This window comes from Sporosarcina sp. P16b (genome assembly GCF_002743065.1).
Taxonomy (GTDB): Bacteria; Bacillota; Bacilli; order Bacillales_A; family Planococcaceae; genus Sporosarcina.
Window position 1 is genome coordinate 1 of the sequence record NZ_PDYO01000023.1, and the last position, 24705, is coordinate 24705.

The following is a 24705-nucleotide window of genomic DNA, read 5'->3' on the forward strand; positions in this document are numbered from 1 at the left end:
AATACGTATGACGACTGGATGGAAGAATTTCCGTTTTGGTCGCTAAACACGATTAAACGGATAACGTACGACTTAGAACAAAAAGGTTGTCTAATTTCCACTTCCAAGCACAATAAGATGAAAATCGACAACACAAAATGGTACCGAATCGATTATGATTAGCTGCCATTTTCGTGTACGCCAAATGAGATACTGGCAGACCCAAAAGTGGACACTCCACCACCCCAACATGAGACGCCTATCAACTCACAATTAGACGCTGTGCAAACCCACTCTGATACGAAGGCGTATCCCACTATGGGACGGCCTATAACCAAAGAACTTAAGAATCTAAAGAATAAAACCTTTGTCGAGAAGAATCTCGACGTCGCACATTCTGTTATTGAATACCTAAACGATAAGACCGGAAAACATTTCAAAGCGGAGTCTGCTGCTACCCGTAAATTCATCAACGGTCGAATCAAGGAAGGCTACACAAAGGAAGACTTTATTCGTGTCATTGATCTAAAGGCCAAGCAGTGGTTGAACCACCGTGAATTTAATGCGTTCCTTAGACCATCGACTTTGTTTAACGCAACGAATTTTGAAAACTATATCAATGAACTAGGCGTGGCCAAGAAACCGGATATAGAAATATACATACCACCGGTTCTTGATTTTAGTAGTGGTGAGAGGTAAGGAATAGTTCGAATAGTAATGGAGCTATCAAGTTCACACAGAACTTTGTGAAAGGTACCTATTTCAAAACGTGGCTTAAAGATTTTTTCGATATCCTTTAAGGATACCTTTTTGAACTCTCCTTTTAAGAGGGTTAATGAAATTTTCCATCTGTAAATATTTTTAAACAAGTATAAAAACTATTCAAGTGAATACAATGATTAATATGAACTTCAGTTTAAGTTACTTGCAGTTTAGTTTCAGTTCATTTATACTAGGAGGTGAAGAGGTGATGATAATGTTGACAACATTTGAAAAAAGAGAATTTGTTAAAAGAACACCTGAATTAACAAAACGAATTTTCGAAAATGAGGACGATAGTTTATTATTCTTCAAAGTAATAGTAAATTACTTAGACAAAACTAACATAAACAACCTTCACTTAAGTAAGTTGAATGAGTCAATCCTAGATAGCACAGAAGAAATGGAAAAGTATCTATCAAAAACATTGGAGATTATGGCAGAAATTGCTGCCGAGGACACAAATTTCTCCCCTGCTTATACTACGGGACAAATTGCAAAGTATTTTGGAGTTTCGATTACCACCATCAATAACTGGATTAAAGAAGGACGATTCGTGGGCGTTGAAAGAACCGAGAAAAACTCACAAGCACGAATCAGTGCAAATACTTTGTGGAAATCCAGAACAGGTAAAATGTACACTGTTGATGATATCGTGAAAGAATGGGAAGAAGAACAAGAAGAAAATCTATATGATTCGAATGAACGTTTATTCCTGGTTGAACAGATGGCTCTTTACGAAGAAAAGTACGAGGGGAATTTCGAGAGTACATTGGGTTCTATGGATGACTTATCATCCGAAGAACAAACTGATGCTGCTACTTGGTCATATTTCATAAGAAAGTTCGATGCGTTAAATGTCAACAGGAATTCCAAAGACTAACTATAAATTGCTTGAAAATGAATTTGATGAAATTACGGAAATCAGAGACGGCGCTAATGGTCTACCCTCGAAACCGGGTGCTGTTCGAAAAACTATTGTATTTTCCGACTTAACAAAAATTTCTTGTCAAGAGATAATAAAAGATGGATTTATTGAGTACTACAACTATGATTTCTATTCCTCTACTGGTTCTATTGTTGTAAAATTTCACTCTGAGCCACATGAAGAAAGTAAAGAACATCAAACAAGTACCGAACCTTTTCACTTACACGTCAAAAGGGATGAACAAGACCAAAAAGCATCCATAAGGTTACCCAACGGTAGAATTAGAGAACTATGGACTATAATAGAAACAATTCTAGTGAGTAAACATTTGAAATATGCTCATGTAACCTCTCCTACTGTTAAATCAAAAAGCAGAAAAGGGCGAAGGAACGGAAGATTATAAAGTTAACAGGTTCGCACATAACTTTAGTTCAATTCAGAGTTGTTTCTAATTCGTGTCCGGACCTGGTATCTTATTTCAGATTTTCATGAAAGCTTAAACATTCATGTTGGTTTCTCACACAGCGTTTAATGTGAAATAAGTCAAGTACCATGTTTAAGCTATTTTTAGGCACACGAAACCAAAGCTTCAGAATAATATTTTTTGAAACTCAACAATCACAGAAAACTCTATGAGGGCATCTTTCCCTAGCGGGAAAGGTCTTGCTTTTCATTCCACAGGGATACATCCTATTAAATCCAAACTCTTTTCTTTCACGTTTTATCCGTATTTGTGGAACAACACCCATAACGCCGTGCAACGGGGTCCACACTGGCCCCAGGTACCAATTTTCTATTTGATCTACGCTCCGGGAAGACGCCTTTTTTAGTGCTTTTCTAACGACACCAATGCCATAACTTCATTTTTTATACACTGGCAAATTGACTAAAGAAAACTGCTTGTTTAGATTTATTTCGTAACTTTCCAGCGATGACCTTTTGTAAAATATAATCAGCACAAGTGCTTTGATAAAGCGTTTGATGTTTCCTCCTCGCATAGGCAAGGCGCACTATTCGATTGCCAATTGCGATATACGCTTGACCTGTCAACTTTCCTTGTTCTTTCATCTTCCGATAGCGTGCATTCATGTCGAGATTATGAAGGGCCGTACATTTGCCGGCTTGATAGACAATGCCACGGAATGGTGCCCGCCCCTGCTTTGAAATTGCGAAGTGGGTAGCTGTTTTTCCACCGGACTGCTTCACAACTGGATTGGTACCAGCCATCTTAATCAACTGTCCAGCATTCGTAAACGCCTCTAAATCCCCCATCCCAGCCGTCAATTCAGCAGCGAGTGTTACTCCAATTCCTGGAACACTTAATAGAATACCACCATCAGTTTCTAGCAGCAACTCTTCAATTAATTAAAGGTACCTGTGCATGAAACTTTCATGATTGTTTAAACATTCACGTTTGTTTCTCACACAGGTACCTTATTTTACGTCTCTTTCTTATTATTCATAAAAGCATCCTATAAGATAGACCTTTTAAAGGGTCTATCTTATAGGTACAGTTTAATTTCTTGATCAGAAAGCTCTTCTCTTTATGCAATTACAATGTTCAGGATAGTGTATGGATTGTGCGATACACCTCCAATTACGTATATACAGAATTATATAGGTGAAAGTAAATGGTATAATGAATGGGATATAAATATAGTAATGTTAAATATTTTAAGGGAGAGGAGATTTTAATGAATTACCCTTTCAGTTATTTTCTAAAAGATGGGACAATCGGATTTTACCGCTCTGCCCAAATATTAAATATTATCATTTATGACCGATCTCAAGGATCCCCTGTTTTCCATAACATTTATACGCTTGTAACATTGCAAGAGAGAGCAGGGACTCCATTAAATTTAATACGATACGGGACCCAGAAACCACTTTCGATTGATAAACAACGCTCACTCATGATTACCTATCAGGATGTTGAAGTGGATACGATCCTAGAGCTATATCACTCACTAGCAAAGAGAGGTGTTTGGCATCAGCCACAATCCGACACACCGCTCTCTTTAGAAAAACTGACAGCCCTATCTCCAGTTTTTGTTTCTCGTAATCCCATTCCACCTATTCACTCGGGAATTAAAAACCCATTTCGTCACTGTCAATACTTATTTGAATTTTATGCTAGCAAAAAGACAGTTTTTGAATCATTCTCTGAGAGTCAGCAACAAAAGATTACGGAATGGGTCATGAAACATTTGCCCATTGATTTACAGCGACTGACAGATAGATGGGGTAATATTATTTTTCAGCTTCCTGTTACTTTATTGAAAGTAGAGGAAAGAGGATCCTCTAAATCCAATACGAAGAAAAACATAGAGATTGCTTGGCATCCAAAGATTGGTGACAACGTGCCGGAAATTTCCATTGTTACTGTTGCCTCTTACGATCAAACAATTCATGGATATGGTGAATCCATTGGTACACATCCTCTGCATGAGATTGAGATGGGAAGTACAGAAGGTCTTATTTCCACTACAGTCAAGCGGAATTCCGACAACCTTATCTTATATGAGGACACTGCTTCATTAATGAAACAACTCACTTTCAATATGAACATAGCTTCTTCTAAAAAACGAAAGGTCCAAGTGGAGATAGGAAAAAAAGGAATGTTAAAAGACTATTATATCGACTTGCATCATGTAGAGAGTCCAACAGTTATTGGCAATCAATTAAAATGGAAAGAAAGAGTTGCCAAGCGCCAACATGAAGAATCGGTAAAAAAACTTGAGCTTGAAAAATCATTTATCCAATATGGTTCTAATGGAAAGAAGGATCGCGATAAGGCGTTATCTGATATTCGAAGCCTCATCCAGACCTATGGGGGAAATGGTGTGTACCTTTGGGATCCATTTTGTGATGGCAATGATATATTGAACACTTTGTATTTTAATAACTCATACGGTGTCCCGTTAAAAGTTATTACCTCTTTCTCCAAAGGAAGGATAAAAATGCTTACTGATGAACAAGGAAACTATAGTGGAACATTTGAAGAAAGAAGGCAAGAAATAATAGATCAATTGGTAACCAAAAGTAATCATGAAGGAGTTCAGCTTGAGATTCGCTGTCAATATGCTGAGCATGGATGGAAATTTCATGATCGTTTTCTTCTGTTTCCTGGCAACCCACCCGCTGTTTGGTCGTTGGGCACTTCACTGAATAGTATAGGTTCATCTCATTCTATTTTATTGAAAGTGGAACACGCCCAACCAGTTATCAATACTTTTATTGACTTATGGGATGAACTAGAGGAGGTAGTCATATGGCCGCCGAAGCCCGATATTTAAAGGAAAAACAAAAGGAATGGAGTTTTTTTCAATATCATAATGAAAAATGGATAAGGGTATTTGAAGAGATAGACGTTGAATTGAAATCACAGAATGTATTAGTCAAAATGAGTCAATGGGAAAAGTGGTCAGATGGCTTTCTCCTATTTTACAAAAATAGTATTGCTAAGGAGGTTAGTGGAAAAAAAGAAGGTAATTCAATATTAAGAGTCCGTTATCACTCTACAAAGGAAACATTTCGTACATTCCACCTATTGGAACAAAATAATAAAATAAAAGAATATGAGACCGAGGCTGATAAGCTACTCTCCTCTATCGACTTCCTCGAAAAAAGAGAACGTGTGATATGGAAAGAATGGCTTTTAACAGGATGGTTACCTCACATTAATTTCATAAATATACCAGAAGAAAAAAAGGGGAATTATAGGGCGCATGCCTTGCGTCTTGTGATAGGAGCTTTATATAGTATCATGACAAGCAATCGCAATCATGAACTACAAATGAAGCGAATTGTTGAAATTTCAGTATTAATGGCTGCTTTAGAAATACCTAGTTGGATTTGGTCAGAGTTCTTATGTCGAATGGAGGGATTGAAAGCTCGGCTACATACTATTTTTAGCAATATTAATGTCGAAAACCAGCCTCTCTTCAAGGCAAATCTGAACTGGAACAAGAGTGAAATGGATTCGTATGAAGAATCTATCTATCAAAAACTTAATTCAGCATTTGAAAATGATGAAATATTACAAGTTGCTAGAATGGATATTCAGTTAAGTGAAGTGAGAGCAGGTCTACCGGGGTGGGCTAATTACTTGGTGGCAATCTATTTTGTAGTTGAACCCAAAAGAATAGCCCAACTTATCACACCTGAGAAAAACCCATTCATTTTTAAGTCCATCTGTTCAAATCCGCTTTATCAACACGATTTAAAACTACTAATTGACTTGGCAAATGAGGCAGGGATATGGGGACGAATTGAAATAACGAAACATATACTCATACTTTATAGTGATAGAAATAATAGATTATCATACAGGTTGTTACTTTTACTATACTTGAAAAGGTGCTTTGAGTTATTGATTCAGATGAAACGTCCCGATGTATTAGTCTTACTCATAGATCAAATGATTCCATGGCGGATGGAAGGCGAACATGGGAATATAAAGTGGTTAGGTTCCTGTCTGGGAGAAGTATTACAAGAGACGGCCAGCCCATCACTAATTAAAGAGATGTTCGGGATATGGAAAACACCATATCTTCAAGATCATACTCTGGAAAAAATACTTTTTGAAATTAGACTTTGCCTAAAGGAAGATGACAAACATCGATGCCTTCTAAGTCAATGGGACGAAGGAATAATAAATCTATGGCTTCATCCTGTTCTACAAATGCATTTCATGAAAGATGGAAATTCGACAACTATATATACTTACTTGGAAAATGCCGTTTTGCCAATTCTGATTGAGCGTTATTCCAACCAAGGAAACTTGATTGAAATAATAGAGAAACTAACTGATCGTTGGTTCCGTATAGAATCAGAATGGTTTGTTGAATATGGCATGGAAGGTAAGCGAAGGAATGGTTTGTTAGCCGCTCTTTTAGTAGTCGTTTTTGTTGCCGCCAACATGGATACTGATCGTTTGGGTAAATCCACACGTATTAAAGAAGCATTTGAAAATATACTGAACATTATAAGGGACAAACGGAATTGGGAAGTGGATAGGGAATCGGGAATTTTACGAATGCCTCCTGTAATGGATGAAATGAGAAGGGCAATTGATCTTATTTAAAATAAATTATAGATACATGTTTACTAGTATCGCATTAAAATATTAATAAAAGTACCTGTGCGTGAAACATTTATGAATGTTTAAAGATTCACGTTTGTTTCTCACACAGGTACCATGTTTTTAAAGTTCTGTTTTTCGCCTCAATGTATAATCTGCAACCGTTGCCAACGCATTCTTCCCATAAAAAGAAGAGTTCTCGATCCATTCAAAGAACTCCTTTACGATGGGCTTTGAATACTTTTTACGCATCCTCCGACGTTTCCCTGGCTGCAACTGTCGAAATTGCCGCTCCAACTTATGCAGCCCATTGCAGTACTCCACACCGATGTGTCTGTTTTTCGAGTTGGCTTTAGCCAATATTTGCGACACTCGCCTAGTAATTGGCGGATGTCACAAACGGTGCCAGGTCCTCACACAACTCTAGTTCAATTCAGAATTGTTTCTAAATTGCGTGGGGACCTGGCACCTAATCAATCTATATTCTTTTTTCTACCTATTAAAGAAATTCTCTTAACCCCGTTATAAACGGAGCCAATAGAGTCATATGATCTGCAGCACTCTCCACGAAAGCTCTATATTTATTTTTAAAAGTTGCTTTTCCCAATGATTCTTCCATCTCGTCAATTCCAGATAATAAAATACATCTCTTATTTATTTCTATTTGACCACATGCTGTTCTTAAATCTTCGAATAGTTTTCTGAAATCGGCTACATTTATGATTTCCATATTGGAAGATGAATTCTCTATTTCACCATTTTCCATGCTACCAACTAATCCAGCGACATTGGAAACGGCTCCATCATAAATAATCTTACCTTCTACCCTGCAATTAACTATTTTACCGCCACTCATTTTCCCTACCAATCCACCAATACTAACAAAATCCTTTTCTTGATTAGCCAACTCAAGTCTCCCCTATTCTAATCAATTATTTTGCACAATTTATTTAATTTTCTCTTTTTCCAGTTTCATTGCTAATTCTTAACAACTGACACCTACTATTTGAAGAAGTATATTAAAGACCTAATGCGCTGCTTCTAATAAGGCGCCTGTCTGTTAAACTAAATAAAAATTTCGGGTGTTTAGTGAAAAGTACCTGTGCGTGAAACTTTCATGATTGTTTCTCACACAGGTACCACTTTTTAGAATGGCTATGATTAAAACACTACTGGACTGCTTCATATACTTCCGATCTACTTTAGTGGACGGTACTTATGTTAGAAAATATTCTGAATCCAATATGGCAAAGTTATCGTTTACTTAGCCGGAGTATAATAGCTAAACTGGCGCTAAACCTTTCTGGAGGTTAGTGGAGTCAGGGTTCTATTATGTCGATAGGCTTCTCCTACTCAATGTAGAACAGAAATCTAAACATTTCCCTTGGCGGAAAAACTTCATGAAATTTTTCTGGGCTAGACTTATTATCAAAAACATGTTTCACACTAAATTGTATCACTGGCAACCCGATTAACTTAATTGTTTTAATAGAACGTTTTGTAAGTAATCCATTTTGGCACGTTTTGCCACAATAAGTTCTCCATGCTCGTTTTAAGATTTCTCATTTTTCTCTACTTGGTTCCAATAATAAAACTTATATCCTACGTGATCCACTAAAGTTAGTAATGCATCCTCAAAAAATTCTAAGTCCTCATCTTCTTCTTTTGTTGAAGAAAGAATTAATTCTATAGCCTTCAGAATCATCTTCTTTTTATCAATGATCTCACTCTCAATGGTAATTTTTATATTTTCTGTATCATTATCAATTAAACCAGATCTTAACTCTATCTTTTCCATTCCATTTACTCCCAACTTTTGTGTAATATGTCGGATATAGTGGCAATGCGACATTAAAAACTTGAATGAAAGGTAACTGTGCTAGAAACTTTCATGATTGTTTAAACATTCACGTTTGTTTCTCACACAGGTACCATTTTAAATTCCAAGACAAACCTTTCAAAAAGCTTAAGGTTGTCCTTATTCTCACTATCTTTGTCCGCTTTATAAAGAGCAATGAAACAAATTGCTAAGTAATGTCCGCATTATTTTCATCCTTATGGCAATAATAAAGGAGAAGCACAAATCCATGTCCTTATTATGTCCTCATTTTTTTAATACATATCGTGTACCAGGACCAAGACCAATGGTATAGACCCCATCAGAAGATAATTCTTTTATAAGTCGCTGAACCTGCCTGGCATTTAAACCCGTTAGTTGTCGTATTTCTTTGTTGCTAAGGTTTCTTTCTTTTAATATTGATAAAACACGAATTTTAATAGCTTCTTTATCTAAAACCTGCTGTCTTTCATAGCCCATATTGTCTTCCATCAATTCATAAGCCCTACGCGACAAAGTATAGTACCTTCCCCTGCCTGTTCCGATTGGATCTAATAATTTAAAATCACTAGCCATAGTACTTAATAGTTCTCGGGATTGTTCTGTACTCCTCTGAGCAACTTCGGCAGCTATTAATACAGTTACCTGTGCATGAAAATTTCATGATTGTTTAAACATTCACGTTTGTTTCTCACACAGGTACCTTAGTTTTTAGATTCATTCATCTAATAAATATTATTTATCTTCTCCTAAAAAGTCATCGTATAAATTTTCTATACCACTAACTTTCCTATTAACGTCATCATACAATTTAACAATAGGATTTTTTTTGGTGAAGTTATTCAATTTGATATTAATAAACAGATTATTCATTTTATTTTCAATTTCTTTGCTTGTAATGAATGCAATACAATTAGCAACTCCTTGTTTAGTAACAATTATAGCGACGTAACATTCTTTTTCCCAAGAATATCTATCTTCCTCGTAATAGAATCTAGTTTGATATGCCCCTACTACAACTGTCATACCTTTTACAACTTCAGCGTGAAAATTATTAACAACTTTTTCTGCATCGATTGGGAACTGAATAGCTTGAAAACTTTCTTCTTTAGAATTTAATAGCTTCCATTCATAATCTGAAAATCTTTCACTTACTTTTTCTATCACTTGTAAGTCTCTGTTATTCATTCAAACTACTCCTTTGCTTTAACTGCCATAATAATTCATCAATTTTACCTACAATATAATGTTTATTATCAGAGGTAATACTCTTAAATTTTACAATATCAGATTCAAAACCAATTGAACTTAACTTGAATTTATTCAACAAGTTAAACACAGATTTTATTTCAGAGGTATAAGCTTTTAAATCAACATCAGATTGCTCATCCTTCAAATCATTATATATATTTTTTATTACTATACAACTAGAATATAAATCTTTAACTGTGTTTTCAGTTAGGCAGACTTTAATATTCGTAAGTGAATGGACCAGCTTTTCCTCTGCATTATTTTCAAGATAGTTCTTATTTATTTCAAATCTAGTATAATCAGAGCGTTTAAAGTTTTTAAATAAGATAAAAACTAGACTTAAACTAGAAAGAGTAAAAAGATATCCTGAAATATCTAAAGAACTTTTGATATTTTCATTTTCCAAAAGAAAATTTAAGTCCAGAAAATTAAAGCCTATTACAATTGATAAAATGAAAGGAGTCACAAAAAAAGTGATGAATAAGAACCTCATATTATTTTTTCGTTTTTTTATCACTAAATCACCCACCAGATAGTTCCTATTATTTATATAGAATAGGCTTAATTACTCTTTTCCACCTATTATTTGACTCTTTTGCTAAACTTCGAAAGCTAAACGTTCGATAGTGATTTCACCTCAACTCATCACTCAAAGGAACAATAACCTCATTCAACACACTAATCCAATCACGCTTCATTTCCGGTCCATACTTCAATGGCTTGGCACCGGGATTTTCAGCTTAAATTAAAGGTACCTGTGCGTTAAACTTTCATGATTATTTAAACATTCACGTTTGTTTCTCACACAGGTATCATATTTTAAATCATGTCCTATTTCATGCTTTAATACTTTTTCTTTTCCGTGGATTGTCCATTTCCAACAAGGCCTTTGATTAAGTTATTATCCAACTTATCGACTTTGTACTTAATTCCGGTTGATTCAAACCAACTATCCAAAAATAAGATTAAACTTTCTTTATCCTTTACCGCTTCTTCAGGTAAACCATTATAACCTTGAATTTCTTCGGTCAGCACACCCGTTTTGAAAACAAATATCGTCTTTTCCCACTCTTCTTTAAATACAAACAGAACAAACTTTGCTTTTTCAGGTACAATCTTTCCATTGTAAGTATTTGTGATCTTACTAACATTACATGAATTATTCCGCATCTCTTTTGAAGCTTTCGGAGTCCTTTTATAAGTATGTATGTATAGTTTCTTCTTAGATGTCTTTACTTCTAGGACTACGCTCTTACCTATAAGTGGTGATATATCAGGTCTAGTATATGAATATCTGTCAGCTATTATTTTCTTCGCCTTAAATGCATCTAGTATTAACGGGCTCCCGTACTTTGCCAACTGAACTTTATGTTCATTTTCAATTATTAAGCAAATTTCTTCAATGACTAAAGGGGACAATGATTTATTTTCCAAGACAACTGAAAAGTTGTTGCCATCGCGAATAGAAAAAGATTCAGATACAGAGAGAAACTTAATTCTGTTTGAAATAAATGTGAGATAAAAAGTATAGATTGTGATGAATAGAATACAGATATTGGCGGCGAATGTTACCCATTCACGAATAATTGTAAATGAAACCCCAGTGATGTTTTCACCCCCATTTCGTCTTCCATTATAATTATACCAACGTTTACAATTTCAACTTAGACAAACATTATAAAAAGCTTACGGTTGTCCTTATTCTCACTATCTTTGTCCGCTTTATAAAGAACAATGAATCAAATTGCTAAGTAATGTCCGCATTATTTTCATCCTTGTAGCAATAATAAAGGAGAATCACAAACTCAGGTCCTTAATAGTCCATTACTTGTGCTTCACAAAGAGATATTATCATATCATCACCACATTAATATATTCACCACCTCACCTCAACTCATCCCCCAAAGGAACAATAACCTCATTCAACACATGAATCCAATCACGCTTCATTTCCGGTCCGTACTTCAACGGCTTCGCACCCGGATTCTCAGCTTTATACTTATCGAATTTCTTGCTGTCTAGAATCCCTCTGATATTTGGTATGATGTCTGATCCGACGGTGTACTGAATGGCGGATAGATGTAGTTGATCTTCTTTCACAAACCATGTATTCGATTGATTTTCTATCGCTTCGTCATATGCCGATGTGAAATAACGTCGCTTGACTGCGAAAATGTCTTCATCTTCGTCCACTTCCTTGGCGTCAATCGCATTTAGAATATCCGTATAGACATTTTTCACGACATCCGACTTATTTAATTTTTGAAGCGCCTTTTCGATTTCTTCCCGGATGTCCGGGCTGTTTGCTGCGTAGGTTTCCAGTAAGCGGTCGATATAGGTCGAGTCGATGTCATACAACTTAATGGCGTTATCTCCATAGAACTCGATTCCTGAAAAGTCGGGATCGTCATCGGGATTTCCTTGTTCCCTTTCATCTGTCAGTGAACCCTTTACGGTATTGTAGATTCCGACATAATCCTCCAGCACTTTCACTTGATCTTGAAGTGCTTGTGATTTCTCCATGTCATCATTGTAGTCATCGTACGTAACTAGCGCTTCATAGGCATTGTTTAACTCTTGGAATGCTTTGACGAACTCAATGCGCTCTTCAATCGGTGAATGCTCGTCGATACTTTCAGGATTCGGTCCTGACGCAGTAAAGGACGAATGGGCTTTCTTGAAGCGTTTCTTCGAGTCTTTGTACGATGGATACACCAGGTTGGTTTCTTCTTGTGCTCGCGAGTACAGCTTAGTTGCCTCGTTCACATTGTATTCCATCGTCGCAGGCTTTCTAAATGTTACAATCAAGCCTTTCTTTTTCCCTGGATACGTACGGTTCGTCCGAGAAAATGCTTGAATCAGATTCGCGTAACTTAGATTACGATCGACAAATAACGTTTGGACCGTAGGCGCATCGAATCCCGTTAACAGGCGATCGACAACAATGACTAAATCGACTTGCTTCCCCAACTGTTTAAATTCGGCTCTTTTACGCGCCAGTCGGTTGTTGATATCGCCATTGTAGCGGTTAATATCTTCTATTGACCAGGACGTTCCATAATACTCGTTGTAATCCTTGATGATCTCTTTCATCTCGTCTTGATTCTCTTTGGAGTCTTCTTCATTTTCCTGCAATGAATACGTGATCGCCACTCGCGGAAAATCCGTATCGTCAATCGTACGACCAGTTCGAATCGGATGCCCGGTGAACTCCTTCGTCAGCCAATCCGGATCACGCGTCATGTCCTTGATCGCATGATAGTATCGCTTCGCCATCGCAATGGAACTGGTCGTTAAGATGGCAGACTTCTGGGGTCTCCCGTTTTCAAAACCAAATTTCGTGTAGGCGTTATCGGGACGGAATATCTTATGCAGGACTTTTTGAATATGCTCGTCCTGTTCATAAGATGAAGGTTCAATATACGTTTCCCTTTCGATTCCTGTCATTTTATCGATTTCGTCATTAACTTCATTGTCGCTCAGCGCCGCGTATTTCTCTTTAGCGCGTAATTGAGTGAAAATATAGTTGGTCAACGAGACAGGCTCTATCGTATCTTCATGTTCAACTTGGAAGCCCAATACCGCTCCATCATCGAGGGCATTTTTAATCGTGTACGTATGCAGCACTTCACCGTACTGGTCACGTGTTGTACGCGCTAACCGACCTTTTGCTTGTTTCTTGTTCTCGTCAAAAATCGGGGTGCCCGTAAAGCCGAACCATGTAGAGTTAGGGAAGAATTCCTTGATCGCTTCCATCCCTTCGGCGCTTAACGCACGATGACATTCATCGACAATGAACACGATATGTTGGCCCATTAGTTTCTTGAAACGTTGCGACCCTTTTTGTTCTTCTTGTCTTTCCGCATAGCGCAAAGCCGCTTCCAACTTTTGACGCGTCGTTATAATCACCGTATTGGAATTGGCACTCGACAGTAACGTATCACTCAACTCTTTGGAGCTACCTGTCCCAACAATTAAACTATTCGATTTCGCCGTACCGGATGAAATCCCCGTATTATATTCCGACGCAAACTTCGTAAATTCACTCGTTGTTTGATTGTCCAAGTCTTTCCGATCAATCAACATAACGGTACGATCCACGCCCGCTTTTCTTGCGAGTAGCTTGGTCGATACAAAGCTCGTCAACGTCTTCCCTGAACCTGTCGCGTGCCAGACGTAGCCTGATTGGTGCTTCATCGCCGACGTGAACAACGCCTCGATCGCATGAATTTGATACGAATGGAGCACCATCAAGGCTTTATTATCCTGATCTTCACTGACGATTGTATAATTCGCGATTAATCGATGCGCGTCTGGTATATTGAGGACTTGCTTGACGAACTCATAGAGATTGTCCACTTTCCGATTGTCTGTCGTACGCCAGCTGAAGACGAACTTCTTGTGCATATCTTTCGGCATGGCATTCGCAAAGTAACGCGTCGTTTGTTCATTCGATATGACAAACATCTGCAATGTAGAAAAGATATTATTACGAAACAGTCCTTCTTCTGCATACTTCTTGATTTGATTATAGGCTTGATACACACCATCTTTCGCAGTCGCTTGTTTCAATTCAATTTGCACGATCGGCAATCCATTGATCAACAACGTCACATCAAATCGACGGTCCCGGTCCTCTACATTCGTTTGCCCCTTTGCAATCTGATGAACGACCTCGTATGTAGAGATCCCGCCTCCTATATCATGATTGGAGTAGAGAACCAACGACATCGCCCCGATCGAAACATCTTCACGTTCGATCGTAATACGGGCAATGCCATTCTCCCCCTTCAGCCACTTCGCTGCTTCAAAAGGCGTCTTCGTTTCCAGCAGTAGCTCTGTCTTGATCGTATCAAACTCCGCATCGGTCAATGGGGTTCCACCGATTTCCGCCAAGTTATTCTGAATAATCTTTTGCCGCAAGTTCTTCCATAAATCGTCTTCCGACTTGAGATCCGGTCGGTAATTCCATTGGTTATGTCCTTCTCCCAACACTTCAATCAGGCGACGTTCCACTTCTTCTTCATCGTTATGAGGAATCTTCGTCATGCCTAGTCCTCCTTTCTAGCTGCTTAGACAAACATTTTTTGTAGGAATGCTTTTTTGGTTTGTTGCAGGGCTTCTAGTTCTTGTTCGTGTAGTGCGATTACTTCGTCTATTTTTTTGAAGAAACTACCTATTTCAACTTGTTCTTCAATAGATGGAAGTGAAAATTTCTTTTCTTCCATACCTTTTTTGGTTAGATGAATCATTGTAGAACCATTACTTCCATTTAAGATTTTCGCTTTATCGTATTCGAGTAATTGAACTGCAAATTGTTTATCAAGACCACTTTTTAATTCTACTTTCCAAATGTGATAATGATAAATAACTTTGTCTCCTTGCCATATGTGTGGTCCAAAAGAGGCTGACCATGTATATAGCAAATCACCTTTGTCTGCGTAAAATTTATCTTCTAGTTCTAGATCCGAGTAGTACCATTTGTTATTAGTGTAAAAATTACCAACTCTTAAAACCTTATACATTCCTGACTCTAATAATTCTTGTTGTTTATATGCTCTTCCATTTATAAATGTAGCTACATCACTTAACTTTAGACTCTTCCAATTATCAGTAAACCCCGGAAACCGTACTTCTGGCACTTTCTCCCCTTCTTTTGGAAACATTTTTTGCAAGAATCCTTGTTTTGTTTGTTTTAGGATGGTTAGTTCTTGTTGTTGAAGAACTATGATATTATCTAGAGTTTCTACCAAATTAGTAATTTTTTTTTGTTCAGTCAGTTCCGGAATTGATACAGTAATATTAGTAACATCTCTTTTTGTTAATTGAGGTTGAGCACTTCCAAACGCTTGAAGTTTAATTTGTTTTTTTCCTATAGAAGAATTTAAATATTGAGCTATATATCCCGAATGAATAGTCTTACTAGGGCGGAGTATAAGCATGCCTGAATTAATTCTAGCGTGAGGTATTTTTTTATTAATATCATTATTATAATATGCTATATTCCCTACACTTCCTCTTGATGTGAGAATAGTGTCTTCTAGCTTTACCTTCCCATTTCCCATTAAATTGCTTTTCTGTTCTGTTATATACTGCAATTTATCTAATGAAAATCCATTTCTCGTTATATTATTGGCATTTAGAAATACCGTATGACCTATTACAGACAACTCATTTCCAGAGGGATATTCTTTACCTCTATCACCATCTAAGACTTCAACGATATCCCCTAGGTTATAAGCTTTGAAATTTTCATTAAATCCATCAAATCGAATGTCTGGTTTGTCTTTATTTTTCATCTTTAAACACCTCTAATGCACCTTTAATCCATTCTGTATTCTCATCAGAAATTTGTAGCGAAGAAATTATCTCATACAAATTTGAATCTAGTTCTGCTTTTTCTTTTCTAATATCCTTAATCATTGAACCAATGGCTTCCATATCAACAGGTACTTCATCTTCAAAAACATCTACATATCGAGGGATATTCAAGTTGAAATCATTTTCTTTAATTTTTTCAAACGTGGCAACATAAGCATATTTCTCTACGTTTTTTCGATTGATATACGTTTTGAAAACCTGCTCAATATGTTCAGTTGACAGCTTATTTTGATTTCCTACTTTTTTAAAGCCTTTACTCGCATCAATAAATAACACATCACGAGTTGTACGGTTCTTCTTCAATATAATGACCGTTGTGGGAATCGAAGTTCCAAAGAATAGATTGGCTGGCATGCCAATTACTGCGTCTATATTGCCATCTTCCAATAACTTTTTACGAATAATACCTTCCGCAGCCCCACGGAATAATACACCATGCGGTAAAACGATTGCCATGGTCCCTGAATCTTTCAAGTGATACAGTCCGTGTAATAAAAATGCAAAGTCTGCTTTTGATTTAGGTGCTAATCTTCCATAACGATTGAAACGAGAATCGTCTAGGAATGTATCATCTGCTGACCATTTGGCAGAATACGGCGGATTCATTAATACTGAATCAAATGTATAGGGTTCTTCTGTTGGCCAGTCTTTGTTCAACGTATCTCCATTACTTAAACGCATATCTTCCTTGTCTACACCATGCAAGATCAAGTTCATCTTTGCAAGGTTATACGTGGTCGTGTTTAACTCTTGTCCATGATATTTGACGCTTTCCGGATGGTTGATATAATTTCGGACATTCAACATCAAGGAACCGGATCCCATCGTCGGGTCATATACGCTAAATAACTTTTTATCTTCTTGACCGATTGCCGCAATACGCGCCATCATGACCGATACTTCATGTGGTGTATAGAACTCTCCTGCTTTCTTTCCCGCTTCTGAAGCAAACTGACTGATTAAGAACTCATAGGCATCTCCAATTACATCTCCACCATGCCCTAATAAATTAATTGGATTCAGCTTCTTTATTACTTCTGTAATCGTAATATTGCGCTGCTGTGGGTCTGATCCTAGTTTTTTAGACGTTAAATCCACATCATCGAACAAGCCATTAAATTGATAATATTTTGTAGATAAGTGCATAAATGCTTTGGTTAAGGCATTTAACTGGAACGTGTTTTGTTTCGCCTGATCTGTTAAGACATTGAACAAATAATCTGGTTCGATATCGTAACCTAATGTATCCACCAGTGTTTCAATCAAGTCATCTATTACGTCTACATCGGCTAATAACTCTCTATATAGTTGTGTTTGTTTATCTGCTGTATCGTATTCTTCCAATGATTCATCAGCAAGCTCCACTACTTTTTCTAATAAACGGTCGGATAAGTATTTATAGAATATCAATCCTAATAGATAGTTCTTATATTCTGATGCGTCCATTTTGTTGCGCAAGTTGTCGGCAGCACTAAATAATATCGTGTTCAATTCAGCCATGTTGTGTTCCTCGCTTTTCTTTTATAAAATTTGTATTGAGATTTAACTTTTACTCTAAGCACCTAAAGAAGTAATTACATTCACTCACTAATCTTTATAATTTGATATACCAAAATATCTAGTATAGGTGCATTTGTTCTTATCATATCATATCTACTAAATGTCTATAAAACGACATGATACATTGAGTGAGAAAACATCTAAATGAGTGCCGAGTACCTAAACAATTCATATTGCAATCCTCAATTAAAGGTATCAAGTTCTCACACCACACTATTCAAATTCAGAATTAGTTCTAATTTTCGTCGGGACCTGGTACCGTATTTTATATTTAATATGGAGACGGTGGGAGTCGAACCCACGTCCAAAGGTTTTGTTACTTCAGCATCTACACGTGTAAATGGTTGATTTGTTTTCGAACAATCCATTATGCTTTCAATCAGCGCCTCCTGAGCTCTATTCCTAGAATCTTTTATGACACATTAAGAATGTAGGTATAATCATAGCTTACTAGTACCACATGATGTTCGTACCAATTTATCCGTTCATTGAGTTAAACAAAACTACTCTATTACATATTTCATTAATCCAAACATATATCACCTATCTATCCTGTATAGTTAAACTAAACTCAATAACTACACACCCAATAAAATCTGAACTGGAGGCGACACATAGTGAAAAACATCATCCTAACAACCGAAAGCGGTGCCGACTTGCCGGAAATTCTAGCAAAGAAACACAACATCCATGTAGTACCCATGCACGTCATCATGGACGGCCAGGACTATTTAGACGGTCATCTACCCGTAACAGACATCTTTGATTTTTACGACCGCACTAAAAAAATACCGTCTACCGCCGCCACAAATACCCATGAATACCAAGAGTTCTTCAAAAAGATTCGAACAGAATTTCCTGATCATACAATCGTTCATATAGGCTATACATCAAAGGCATCTGTTTCCTATCAAAATGCATTAACAGCAGCAGAAGATGTGGAGGATATTTATTTAATCGATGCATTAAACGTTACAGGCGGATTAACTGCGGTGATTATGTATGCGGTGGCTCTGCTGGAGGAAGAACCCGAAATGGATCCTGTCCACTTGCTAGAAAAAATCGAAGCAAAGGTTCCAAAAGCGAGACTTGCCTTCCTTCCGGGTAGCTTAGATTTTTTAAGAGCTGGCGGACGTGTCAGCAATATGGCGTATTTTGGCGGGGCTTTGTTAAAAATCAAACCATGTATTGAATTAGTGGAAGGAAAGCTTGTTTCGACTAAAAAATATCGTGGGAACATGAGCAAAGTGGCTGAAAGTTTACTGCTTGATTATTTACAGCAATACGACATTGATAGACAACAAATTTATTTTATATACTCAATCGGGCTTAGTGAAACTATCAAAGAACGGATCAATGAAATTGCACGAGAAAGAGGTTTTGAAAATAGTCTTTGGATTGAAGCTGGCGCTATGATTTCGTCACATTCTGGTCCTGGAGGATTTGGGATTGCGGGGATAGAAGTTTAACGTCAAAAAGGTACCTGAGTTTATACAGGTACCTTTAACTATATTGAGGCTTATCCAATAAAACTCAAATAGCGTCCACAACTATAGATTGTCTGTTTGTTTTATAATAAAACTCTCATCTAAACTCTTACTGAATATATTTCCAAACATCTTCCACAGATTCATAACGGAAAATATTAGATAATAACAGACCCAATGCAATCGAATCCGCTCGCATAATCGCGTCTTTAATATCCACTGGTAATTTGCCAAATCTCTCGGTTAACTGATTAGCGGCAACTTCCGCCAATGCTTCCTCTTTACCGATTTGTTTCCCCTTTTCAATTCCTTTTTGCAAGCCTTCTTCTCTCCACTGATCTGCCAATGTCATAACTAACTCACTTCCTTCTGAAAGTTTCAGTATCTACACATGTTAGATTAACCACTGGTCTATAGACAACTACGACTAACCTAAAAACTCTAAATATCGTTCCAATTCCATCTCTTCATAATCCACAACAAACTCCACAAACCCTTCATAATCTCCCGTAACAGCAGCCCGATCCAACAACTCATAATACTCAAACCGACGCCCTGTCTCAATAATAACCGGCAAATAACCCGATCGCACCAGCTCTAAATTCAACAATAAGCGAGCCGTCCTGCCATTGCCATCAGTGAATGGATGGATATTTACAAACTTACTATGAAGAATCGCCGCTCTTTCCACTGGATGTAAATTTGTAGCAGCATTGTACCACTCAATCGAATCCGTCATTAACTGCGGAACGACTACAGCATCAGGTGGTGTATGAGAGGCACCTGATATAATTACATTCTGCTCTCTATACTTCCCGGCATTGGCTCTATCTATTGAATGCAAGACGATGCCATGCAATTCTTTAATCACTATTTCTGAGAGGGGCTGATCTTGCTGAACTATCTCTTCCGCAACCAAAATAGCTTCTTTATGATTAATAGCTTCTAAATGCTCTCTCATAGATTTTCCAGCAATGGTTATGCCATCTTCAAGCACTGCCTTCGTTTCATAAACCGTTAACGTATTTCCTTCAATTGCATTGGAGTGGTACGTACTTTTAATTAGAAAATCCTCTTTAAGACTTCGAACCAGTTCCTTAGATAGTGGTCGTTGCTGATCAACTTTCTTCTTCAACAATGAAATTGTATCCAGTTTTTCTTTCATAGTGCATATACCCCCTATTAAAATAAGGGATATCACACAAGAGGTTCTCTTGTACAATATCCCTTACATCTTTTTACACCTTAATCTCATAATGGAGACGGTGGGAGTCGAACCCACGTCCAAAGGCTCTGCTACTTCAGCGTCTACGCGTGTAGATTGATCATTTGGTTTCGCGCAAGCATTATGCCATCAATCAGGGCTTCCTGTGCGCTATTCCGGGAATCTCTTATGACAGCCTCAGAATGCAGATGTCATCGTAGCTCACTATAAGTGAACCTTACGCCTCCACATGAGCGATGGAAACGGAAGGTAGATTCAACAGCTTATGCTGCGAATGCTAGGTTGTTGTTTGTTTTGCCAGTTATTATTAACTGTCGTTTCTGACGGAGACGATCCCTCCGACGCGCGGCTCAAGCCCAGACCACCCCTGTCGAATCCGTAACGTCCCCGAAGGAAAGTCCGGAACCCAGGTCCGTTTCACTTAAAACGGCGGGTCGTACTTGATACTTCATCTAGTATATAATAATTCAGCGGGAATATCAATCTTGTTGATTGGCTTTGAATGCTCGTTGCATATCGCGCTTATGCTCTTTTTCTTTCAAGTCTTGGCGCTTATCATAGAGTTTCTTCCCTTTACCTACGCCGATCAATACTTTAGCGAAACCGTTTTTAATATACATTTTCAACGGGATGATCGAATAACCTTGTTCTTTCATCGTGCCTGCAAGTGAAGCAATCTGTTTTTTGTGCAATAGTAACTTACGCACACGAACTGGATCATGGTTATGGATATTCCCTTGTTCATAGGGACTGATATGCATATTCGACAGCCATGCTTCGTTATTACGGATTAATATAAACGCATCGCGCAACTGGACTTTCCCTTTGCGGATCGATTTGATTTCCGTTCCTTTTAGCACGATTCCTGCTTCAATCGTTTCTTCAATTGCGTAATCAAAGTTCGCCTTTTTATTGACGGCGAGTACTTTTCCAGTTCCTTTGGCCATGCAACTTCCTCCCTGACAGAAGACCGGAGACACGCTCCAGTCTTATTTTTTCTTCGGACGTTTCTTAGATTTCTTTGGCATACCTTCATAAAACTTCTTCTTTGGCTTTTCGTACTTTTTATTGCGCTTGTCGCTGGAACTTTTCGCTCCGCCACCGGCACTTGATTTACTACTTTCACCTTGGCTTCTTCCTCTGCCTGCACCTTGACCACGGCTCTTGCCTCTGCCAGCCTGGATGACTTTTGGTGTTTCTTTACGGGAGCCTCTGAAGTTTTCTTTCATTCCAACGATTTCGAAGTCCACTGCTTGCTCTTCTGGTTTAACAGATGTCACACGCACTTTTACTTCGTCCCCGATACGGTATTGTTTCGCTGTACGTTCCCCGATCATCATCATTTGGCGATCATCGAAGCGATAATAGTCGTCGTTCATGTTCTTGACATGCACAAGCCCTTCGATCGTATTCGGAAGTTCCACAAAGATGCCGAAGTTCGTAACAGACGAAATGACACCTTCAAACTCTTCCCCAACTTTATCGACCATAAACTGTGCTTTCTTCAATGCGTCCGTATCACGCTCTGCATCTACTGCACGACGTTCACGTTCAGACGTGTGGCGAGCGATTTCAGGTAGTTCAGCAGACCAATGGGCAACCGTTTGCGCCGAGACGTCTTTATTGAATAAATACGTGCGAATGAGACGGTGTACGATTAAGTCAGGATATCTTCTGATCGGTGCGGTGAAGTGCGTGTAAAAGTCCGTCGCTAAACCGAAGTGACCAATACTGTCTTGGAAGTACTTCGCTTGTTGCATCGAACGCAATAGCATCGTCGAGATTAGAGATTCTTCTGGCAGTCCTTCAATGGATTCCACAATTTCTTGCAATGCGCCTGAATCTACTTGTTTACCCGTTCCTTTGACGACGATTCCGAATGTCGTAAGAAACTCGAAGAAGCGTTGTAATTTCTCTTCTTTTGGATCTTCGTGGATTCGGTATAAGAAAGGTACTTTCATCCGGTCTAAGTGCTCTGCAACGGTTTCATTGGCAGCTAACATGAACTCTTCGATCAAACGTTCAGAAACTGTACGCTCAATAATGATCACGTCTGTCGGCCAGCCATCTTCATCTACGAGAATTTTGGATTCTTTGAAATCGAAATCGATAGCGCCACGGTTTTTACGCTTTTGACGGAAATTACTAGCCAGTTTCGCCATATCGTTTAGCATCGGTACGATTTCTTCGTATTTCTTCGATAGTTCTTCGTCTTGATGATCGATGATTTGGTAGACATCATCATATGTCATACGATAACTCGAGTTGATGACACTTGGATAAATATCATGGTCAATGACTTTACCGTTGGCATCGACTTTCATTTCACATGTCAGTGTCAAGCGGTCTTCTCCTGGATTGATGGAACAAATGCCGTTAGACAAACGATGCGGTAACATCGGAATCACGCGGTCCGTAAGATAGACACTCGTGCCACGGTCTGCTGCTTCTACGTCCATTGGAGAGTTCTCCGTGACATAGTAGCTAACGTCCGAAATATGCACAAATAGACGATAGGATCCGTTGTCTTCTTTGAAGACTGAAATCGCATCATCCAAGTCTTTTGCGTCGGCACCGTCAATAGTCATCGTCAATTCTTTACGTAAATCTCTACGGCCTTCGAAGTCTTCTGGCTGAACTGTCGTCGGTACACTTTTCGCGTGTTCCATGACGTCTTCAGGGAATTCGATCGCAATGCCGTGCTTATGAATGATCGATAGGATGTCTACACCTGGGTCATTTTTATGCCCGAGAATCTGTGTGATCATGCCAGTTGCACTGTTTTCATCGGTCGGCCAGTTGGTAATTTCCGCGATCACTTTTTGACCGTCTACCGCTTCCAATGAATGACCTTTTTCGATATACAAATCCATCGGCAATTTCTTGTCATCCGGCAAGACGAAACCATATCCTTCATGTACTTGATACGTTCCGACAACTTGCGTAGTTTTACGCTCGACGACTTTCGTGATGACGCCTTCGCGACGATCTCCGAATGAGCTGTCGGATACGCGTACGAAGACGATATCGCCATTCATCGCGCCGTTTACTTCATGAGGTGGGATGAAGACATCATCGCCCTCCACTTCTTCTGGTACGACAAAGCCGAAGCCTTTTGCGTGACCGATGAATTTTCCGCGAAGAAGATTCATTTGTTCAGGTAAGCCGTAGCGGTTATTGCGTGAACGTACGATTTTTCCGTTCTGTTCTAATTGTACGAGCATTTTCACTAGATCTTTAAAGTCGTCCGCCTGTTCTAAGTTGAGTGCTTCTGAAATCTCGTGGACAGTGGACGGCATATAGGATTTCTCTTTTAATAAAGACAAAACCCGTTCTTGTAACTCTTTTATATTTGGTTCCAAACAATCATCTCCTCCTTTTTTCCTTTAGTTATATCTTCCCCTAATTTCACTCTTGCCAATCAAGGGATTCTAAAAATTTTAGTACGTTTTCGTGAAGTTGTGCTTTTTCGGGACCTAGTGTAATGACATGTCCTGATTCTTCGTACCATTGTAGTTCTTTTTCTGTGGATTGTGCATCGTCGTAAATAATTTGTGCGGAATTCGGATCGATTACGTCGTCGTGACGTGATTGAACAACGAGTAATGGTGTGTAGATGCAGTCGACTTGATCGCGCACGTCTTGGACCATAGATTGTAAACCGTCCAGACCCGGCATCGACTTCGTTTTCAAATCATCCATTTCTAATTTGATTTGCTCGTCTGATTGACCTGCGAACTTTTTGTAGTCTCGTGCATATTTCAGCACGCCTGACCACATTAAATCAGTTGTTTTCATCGTCATCGGTGCACACATCGTCACGATGCCTTTTAGTGGAAATTGCGCTGCGAGTCTCAATGAAAATACACCACCGAGTGATAGTCCCGCCACAGCAATCTCATTATATCCTGCCTCTTTTAGCTGATTATATGCATCGACTACATCTTCCCACCACTGGTCAGGATTCGTCTGGATCAATTCTTCAGGCGGCACTCCATGACCGCGGTAATGCGGTGCCAATGAGGTATAATTATGTTTTTCAAGGAAGCGGCCGAGCATCCGCACGTCCGCGGATGTTCCTGTGAAACCATGCAACAGTAATACCGCACGTTTTCCATGTTGAAAGAAGAATGGTTTCGGTTGGGCAATTCGCATGTTTTTCGTTCCTTTCTACGAAAAGCGCCTGACCGTTCAAACATGGTCAGGCGCTTGCAT

The 24705-nt window shown here is 38.4% G+C and carries 22 protein-coding genes and 1 other RNA gene; 6 read left to right on the forward strand and 17 right to left on the reverse strand.

Annotation, left to right across the window (positions count from 1 at the left end; all coding sequences use genetic code 11):
• Positions 1 to 297 precede the first annotated feature (297 nt).
• The 3 genes from CSV77_RS15620 to CSV77_RS15630 all read left to right on the forward strand — a co-directional run bounded on the left by CSV77_RS15620 (position 298) and on the right by CSV77_RS15630 (position 2069).
• Entirely contained in the window at positions 298 to 678 is a 381-nt protein-coding gene (locus tag CSV77_RS15620) for a conserved phage C-terminal domain-containing protein (protein ID WP_099674126.1), read from the forward strand.
• 271 nt (positions 679 to 949) lie between these two features.
• On the forward strand, positions 950 to 1621 hold the full coding sequence (locus CSV77_RS15625; RefSeq protein ID WP_099630693.1) for a MerR family transcriptional regulator: 672 nt from the start codon (positions 950 to 952) through the stop codon (positions 1619 to 1621).
• Positions 1596 to 2069 (forward strand): toxin-antitoxin system TumE family protein, encoded by a 474-nt coding sequence (locus CSV77_RS15630; protein WP_099630692.1) that lies wholly within the window; start codon positions 1596 to 1598, stop codon positions 2067 to 2069. Before CSV77_RS15625 ends, CSV77_RS15630 begins: the two co-directional genes overlap by 26 nt.
• 464 nt (positions 2070 to 2533) lie before the next feature.
• On the opposite strand, the gene CSV77_RS15635 is transcribed toward CSV77_RS15630, so the two are convergent.
• Positions 2534 to 3019 (reverse strand): IS110 family transposase, encoded by a 486-nt coding sequence (locus tag CSV77_RS15635; protein WP_233212284.1) that lies wholly within the window; start codon positions 3017 to 3019, stop codon positions 2534 to 2536.
• Positions 3020 to 3360: 341 nt separating this feature from the next.
• Here CSV77_RS15635 and CSV77_RS15640 point away from each other — a divergent pair, with 341 nt between their 5' ends.
• Both CSV77_RS15640 and CSV77_RS15645 read left to right on the forward strand, forming a co-directional pair.
• Positions 3361 to 4962, forward strand: a complete 1602-nt coding sequence (locus CSV77_RS15640; protein WP_099674127.1) for a VPA1262 family N-terminal domain-containing protein — start codon at positions 3361 to 3363, stop codon at positions 4960 to 4962.
• Positions 4938 to 6752, forward strand: a complete 1815-nt coding sequence (locus CSV77_RS15645; RefSeq protein ID WP_099674128.1) for a hypothetical protein — start codon at positions 4938 to 4940, stop codon at positions 6750 to 6752. The genes CSV77_RS15640 and CSV77_RS15645 overlap by 25 nt, the downstream gene beginning before the upstream one ends.
• Before the next feature lie 120 nt (positions 6753 to 6872).
• Here CSV77_RS15645 and CSV77_RS15650 read toward each other — a convergent pair whose 3' ends face one another.
• The 10 genes from CSV77_RS15650 to CSV77_RS15695 all read right to left on the reverse strand — a co-directional run bounded on the left by CSV77_RS15650 (position 6873) and on the right by CSV77_RS15695 (position 17718).
• A complete protein-coding gene (locus CSV77_RS15650; RefSeq protein WP_158232089.1) occupies positions 6873 to 7109 on the reverse strand; it encodes an IS66 family transposase in 237 nt (78 codons plus the stop codon).
• A 139-nt stretch (positions 7110 to 7248) separates the two neighbouring features.
• A complete protein-coding gene (locus tag CSV77_RS15655) occupies positions 7249 to 7656 on the reverse strand; it encodes a GLUG motif-containing protein (protein ID WP_099630687.1) in 408 nt (135 codons plus the stop codon).
• A 645-nt stretch (positions 7657 to 8301) separates the two neighbouring features.
• A complete protein-coding gene (locus CSV77_RS15660) occupies positions 8302 to 8547 on the reverse strand; it encodes a hypothetical protein (protein WP_099674130.1) in 246 nt (81 codons plus the stop codon).
• A gap of 306 nt (positions 8548 to 8853) precedes the next feature.
• Positions 8854 to 9162: a hypothetical protein gene (locus tag CSV77_RS15665; RefSeq protein WP_099674131.1), complete on the reverse strand. Its 309-nt coding sequence runs from the start codon at positions 9160 to 9162 to the stop codon at positions 8854 to 8856.
• A gap of 159 nt (positions 9163 to 9321) precedes the next feature.
• Positions 9322 to 9774 (reverse strand): hypothetical protein, encoded by a 453-nt coding sequence (locus tag CSV77_RS15670; RefSeq protein WP_099630684.1) that lies wholly within the window; start codon positions 9772 to 9774, stop codon positions 9322 to 9324.
• Entirely contained in the window at positions 9767 to 10354 is a 588-nt protein-coding gene (locus CSV77_RS15675; RefSeq protein ID WP_099630683.1) for a hypothetical protein, read from the reverse strand. Before CSV77_RS15675 ends, CSV77_RS15670 begins: the two co-directional genes overlap by 8 nt.
• Positions 10355 to 10680: 326 nt before the next feature.
• Positions 10681 to 11271 carry a hypothetical protein gene (locus CSV77_RS15680; protein ID WP_143560689.1) on the reverse strand — a complete coding sequence of 197 codons (591 nt, stop codon included), beginning with the start codon at positions 11269 to 11271 and terminating at the stop codon, positions 10681 to 10683.
• Positions 11272 to 11721: 450 nt separating this feature from the next.
• On the reverse strand, positions 11722 to 14886 hold the full coding sequence (locus CSV77_RS15685) for a type I restriction endonuclease subunit R (protein WP_099674132.1): 3165 nt from the start codon (positions 14884 to 14886) through the stop codon (positions 11722 to 11724).
• 23 nt (positions 14887 to 14909) lie between these two features.
• On the reverse strand, positions 14910 to 16136 hold the full coding sequence (locus tag CSV77_RS15690; RefSeq protein ID WP_099674133.1) for a restriction endonuclease subunit S: 1227 nt from the start codon (positions 16134 to 16136) through the stop codon (positions 14910 to 14912).
• Entirely contained in the window at positions 16126 to 17718 is a 1593-nt protein-coding gene (locus CSV77_RS15695) for a type I restriction-modification system subunit M (RefSeq protein ID WP_099674134.1), read from the reverse strand. Before CSV77_RS15695 ends, CSV77_RS15690 begins: the two co-directional genes overlap by 11 nt.
• A gap of 677 nt (positions 17719 to 18395) precedes the next feature.
• Here CSV77_RS15695 and CSV77_RS15700 point away from each other — a divergent pair.
• Positions 18396 to 19247, forward strand: coding sequence for a DegV family protein (locus CSV77_RS15700; RefSeq protein WP_099674135.1), 852 nt, complete (start codon positions 18396 to 18398; stop codon positions 19245 to 19247).
• 127 nt (positions 19248 to 19374) lie between these two features.
• Here CSV77_RS15700 and CSV77_RS15705 read toward each other — a convergent pair whose 3' ends face one another.
• The 6 genes from CSV77_RS15705 to CSV77_RS15730 all read right to left on the reverse strand — a co-directional run bounded on the left by CSV77_RS15705 (position 19375) and on the right by CSV77_RS15730 (position 24645).
• Positions 19375 to 19617, reverse strand: a complete 243-nt coding sequence (locus tag CSV77_RS15705) for a hypothetical protein (protein WP_099674136.1) — start codon at positions 19615 to 19617, stop codon at positions 19375 to 19377.
• A 75-nt stretch (positions 19618 to 19692) separates the two neighbouring features.
• A complete protein-coding gene (locus tag CSV77_RS15710) occupies positions 19693 to 20430 on the reverse strand; it encodes a Fic family protein (protein WP_099674137.1) in 738 nt (245 codons plus the stop codon).
• An 89-nt stretch (positions 20431 to 20519) separates the two neighbouring features.
• Positions 20520 to 20879, reverse strand: a transfer-messenger RNA (tmRNA) gene (gene ssrA / locus CSV77_RS15715).
• 90 nt (positions 20880 to 20969) lie between these two features.
• Positions 20970 to 21437: an SsrA-binding protein SmpB gene (smpB, locus tag CSV77_RS15720; RefSeq protein WP_099627435.1), complete on the reverse strand. Its 468-nt coding sequence runs from the start codon at positions 21435 to 21437 to the stop codon at positions 20970 to 20972.
• A gap of 42 nt (positions 21438 to 21479) precedes the next feature.
• Entirely contained in the window at positions 21480 to 23789 is a 2310-nt protein-coding gene (rnr, locus tag CSV77_RS15725) for a ribonuclease R (protein ID WP_233212285.1), read from the reverse strand.
• 109 nt (positions 23790 to 23898) lie between these two features.
• The gene (locus CSV77_RS15730) at positions 23899 to 24645 is read right to left on the reverse strand and encodes an alpha/beta hydrolase (protein WP_099674139.1); all 747 of its coding nucleotides are present in this window, start codon (positions 24643 to 24645) and stop codon (positions 23899 to 23901) included.
• Positions 24646 to 24705 lie beyond the last annotated feature (60 nt).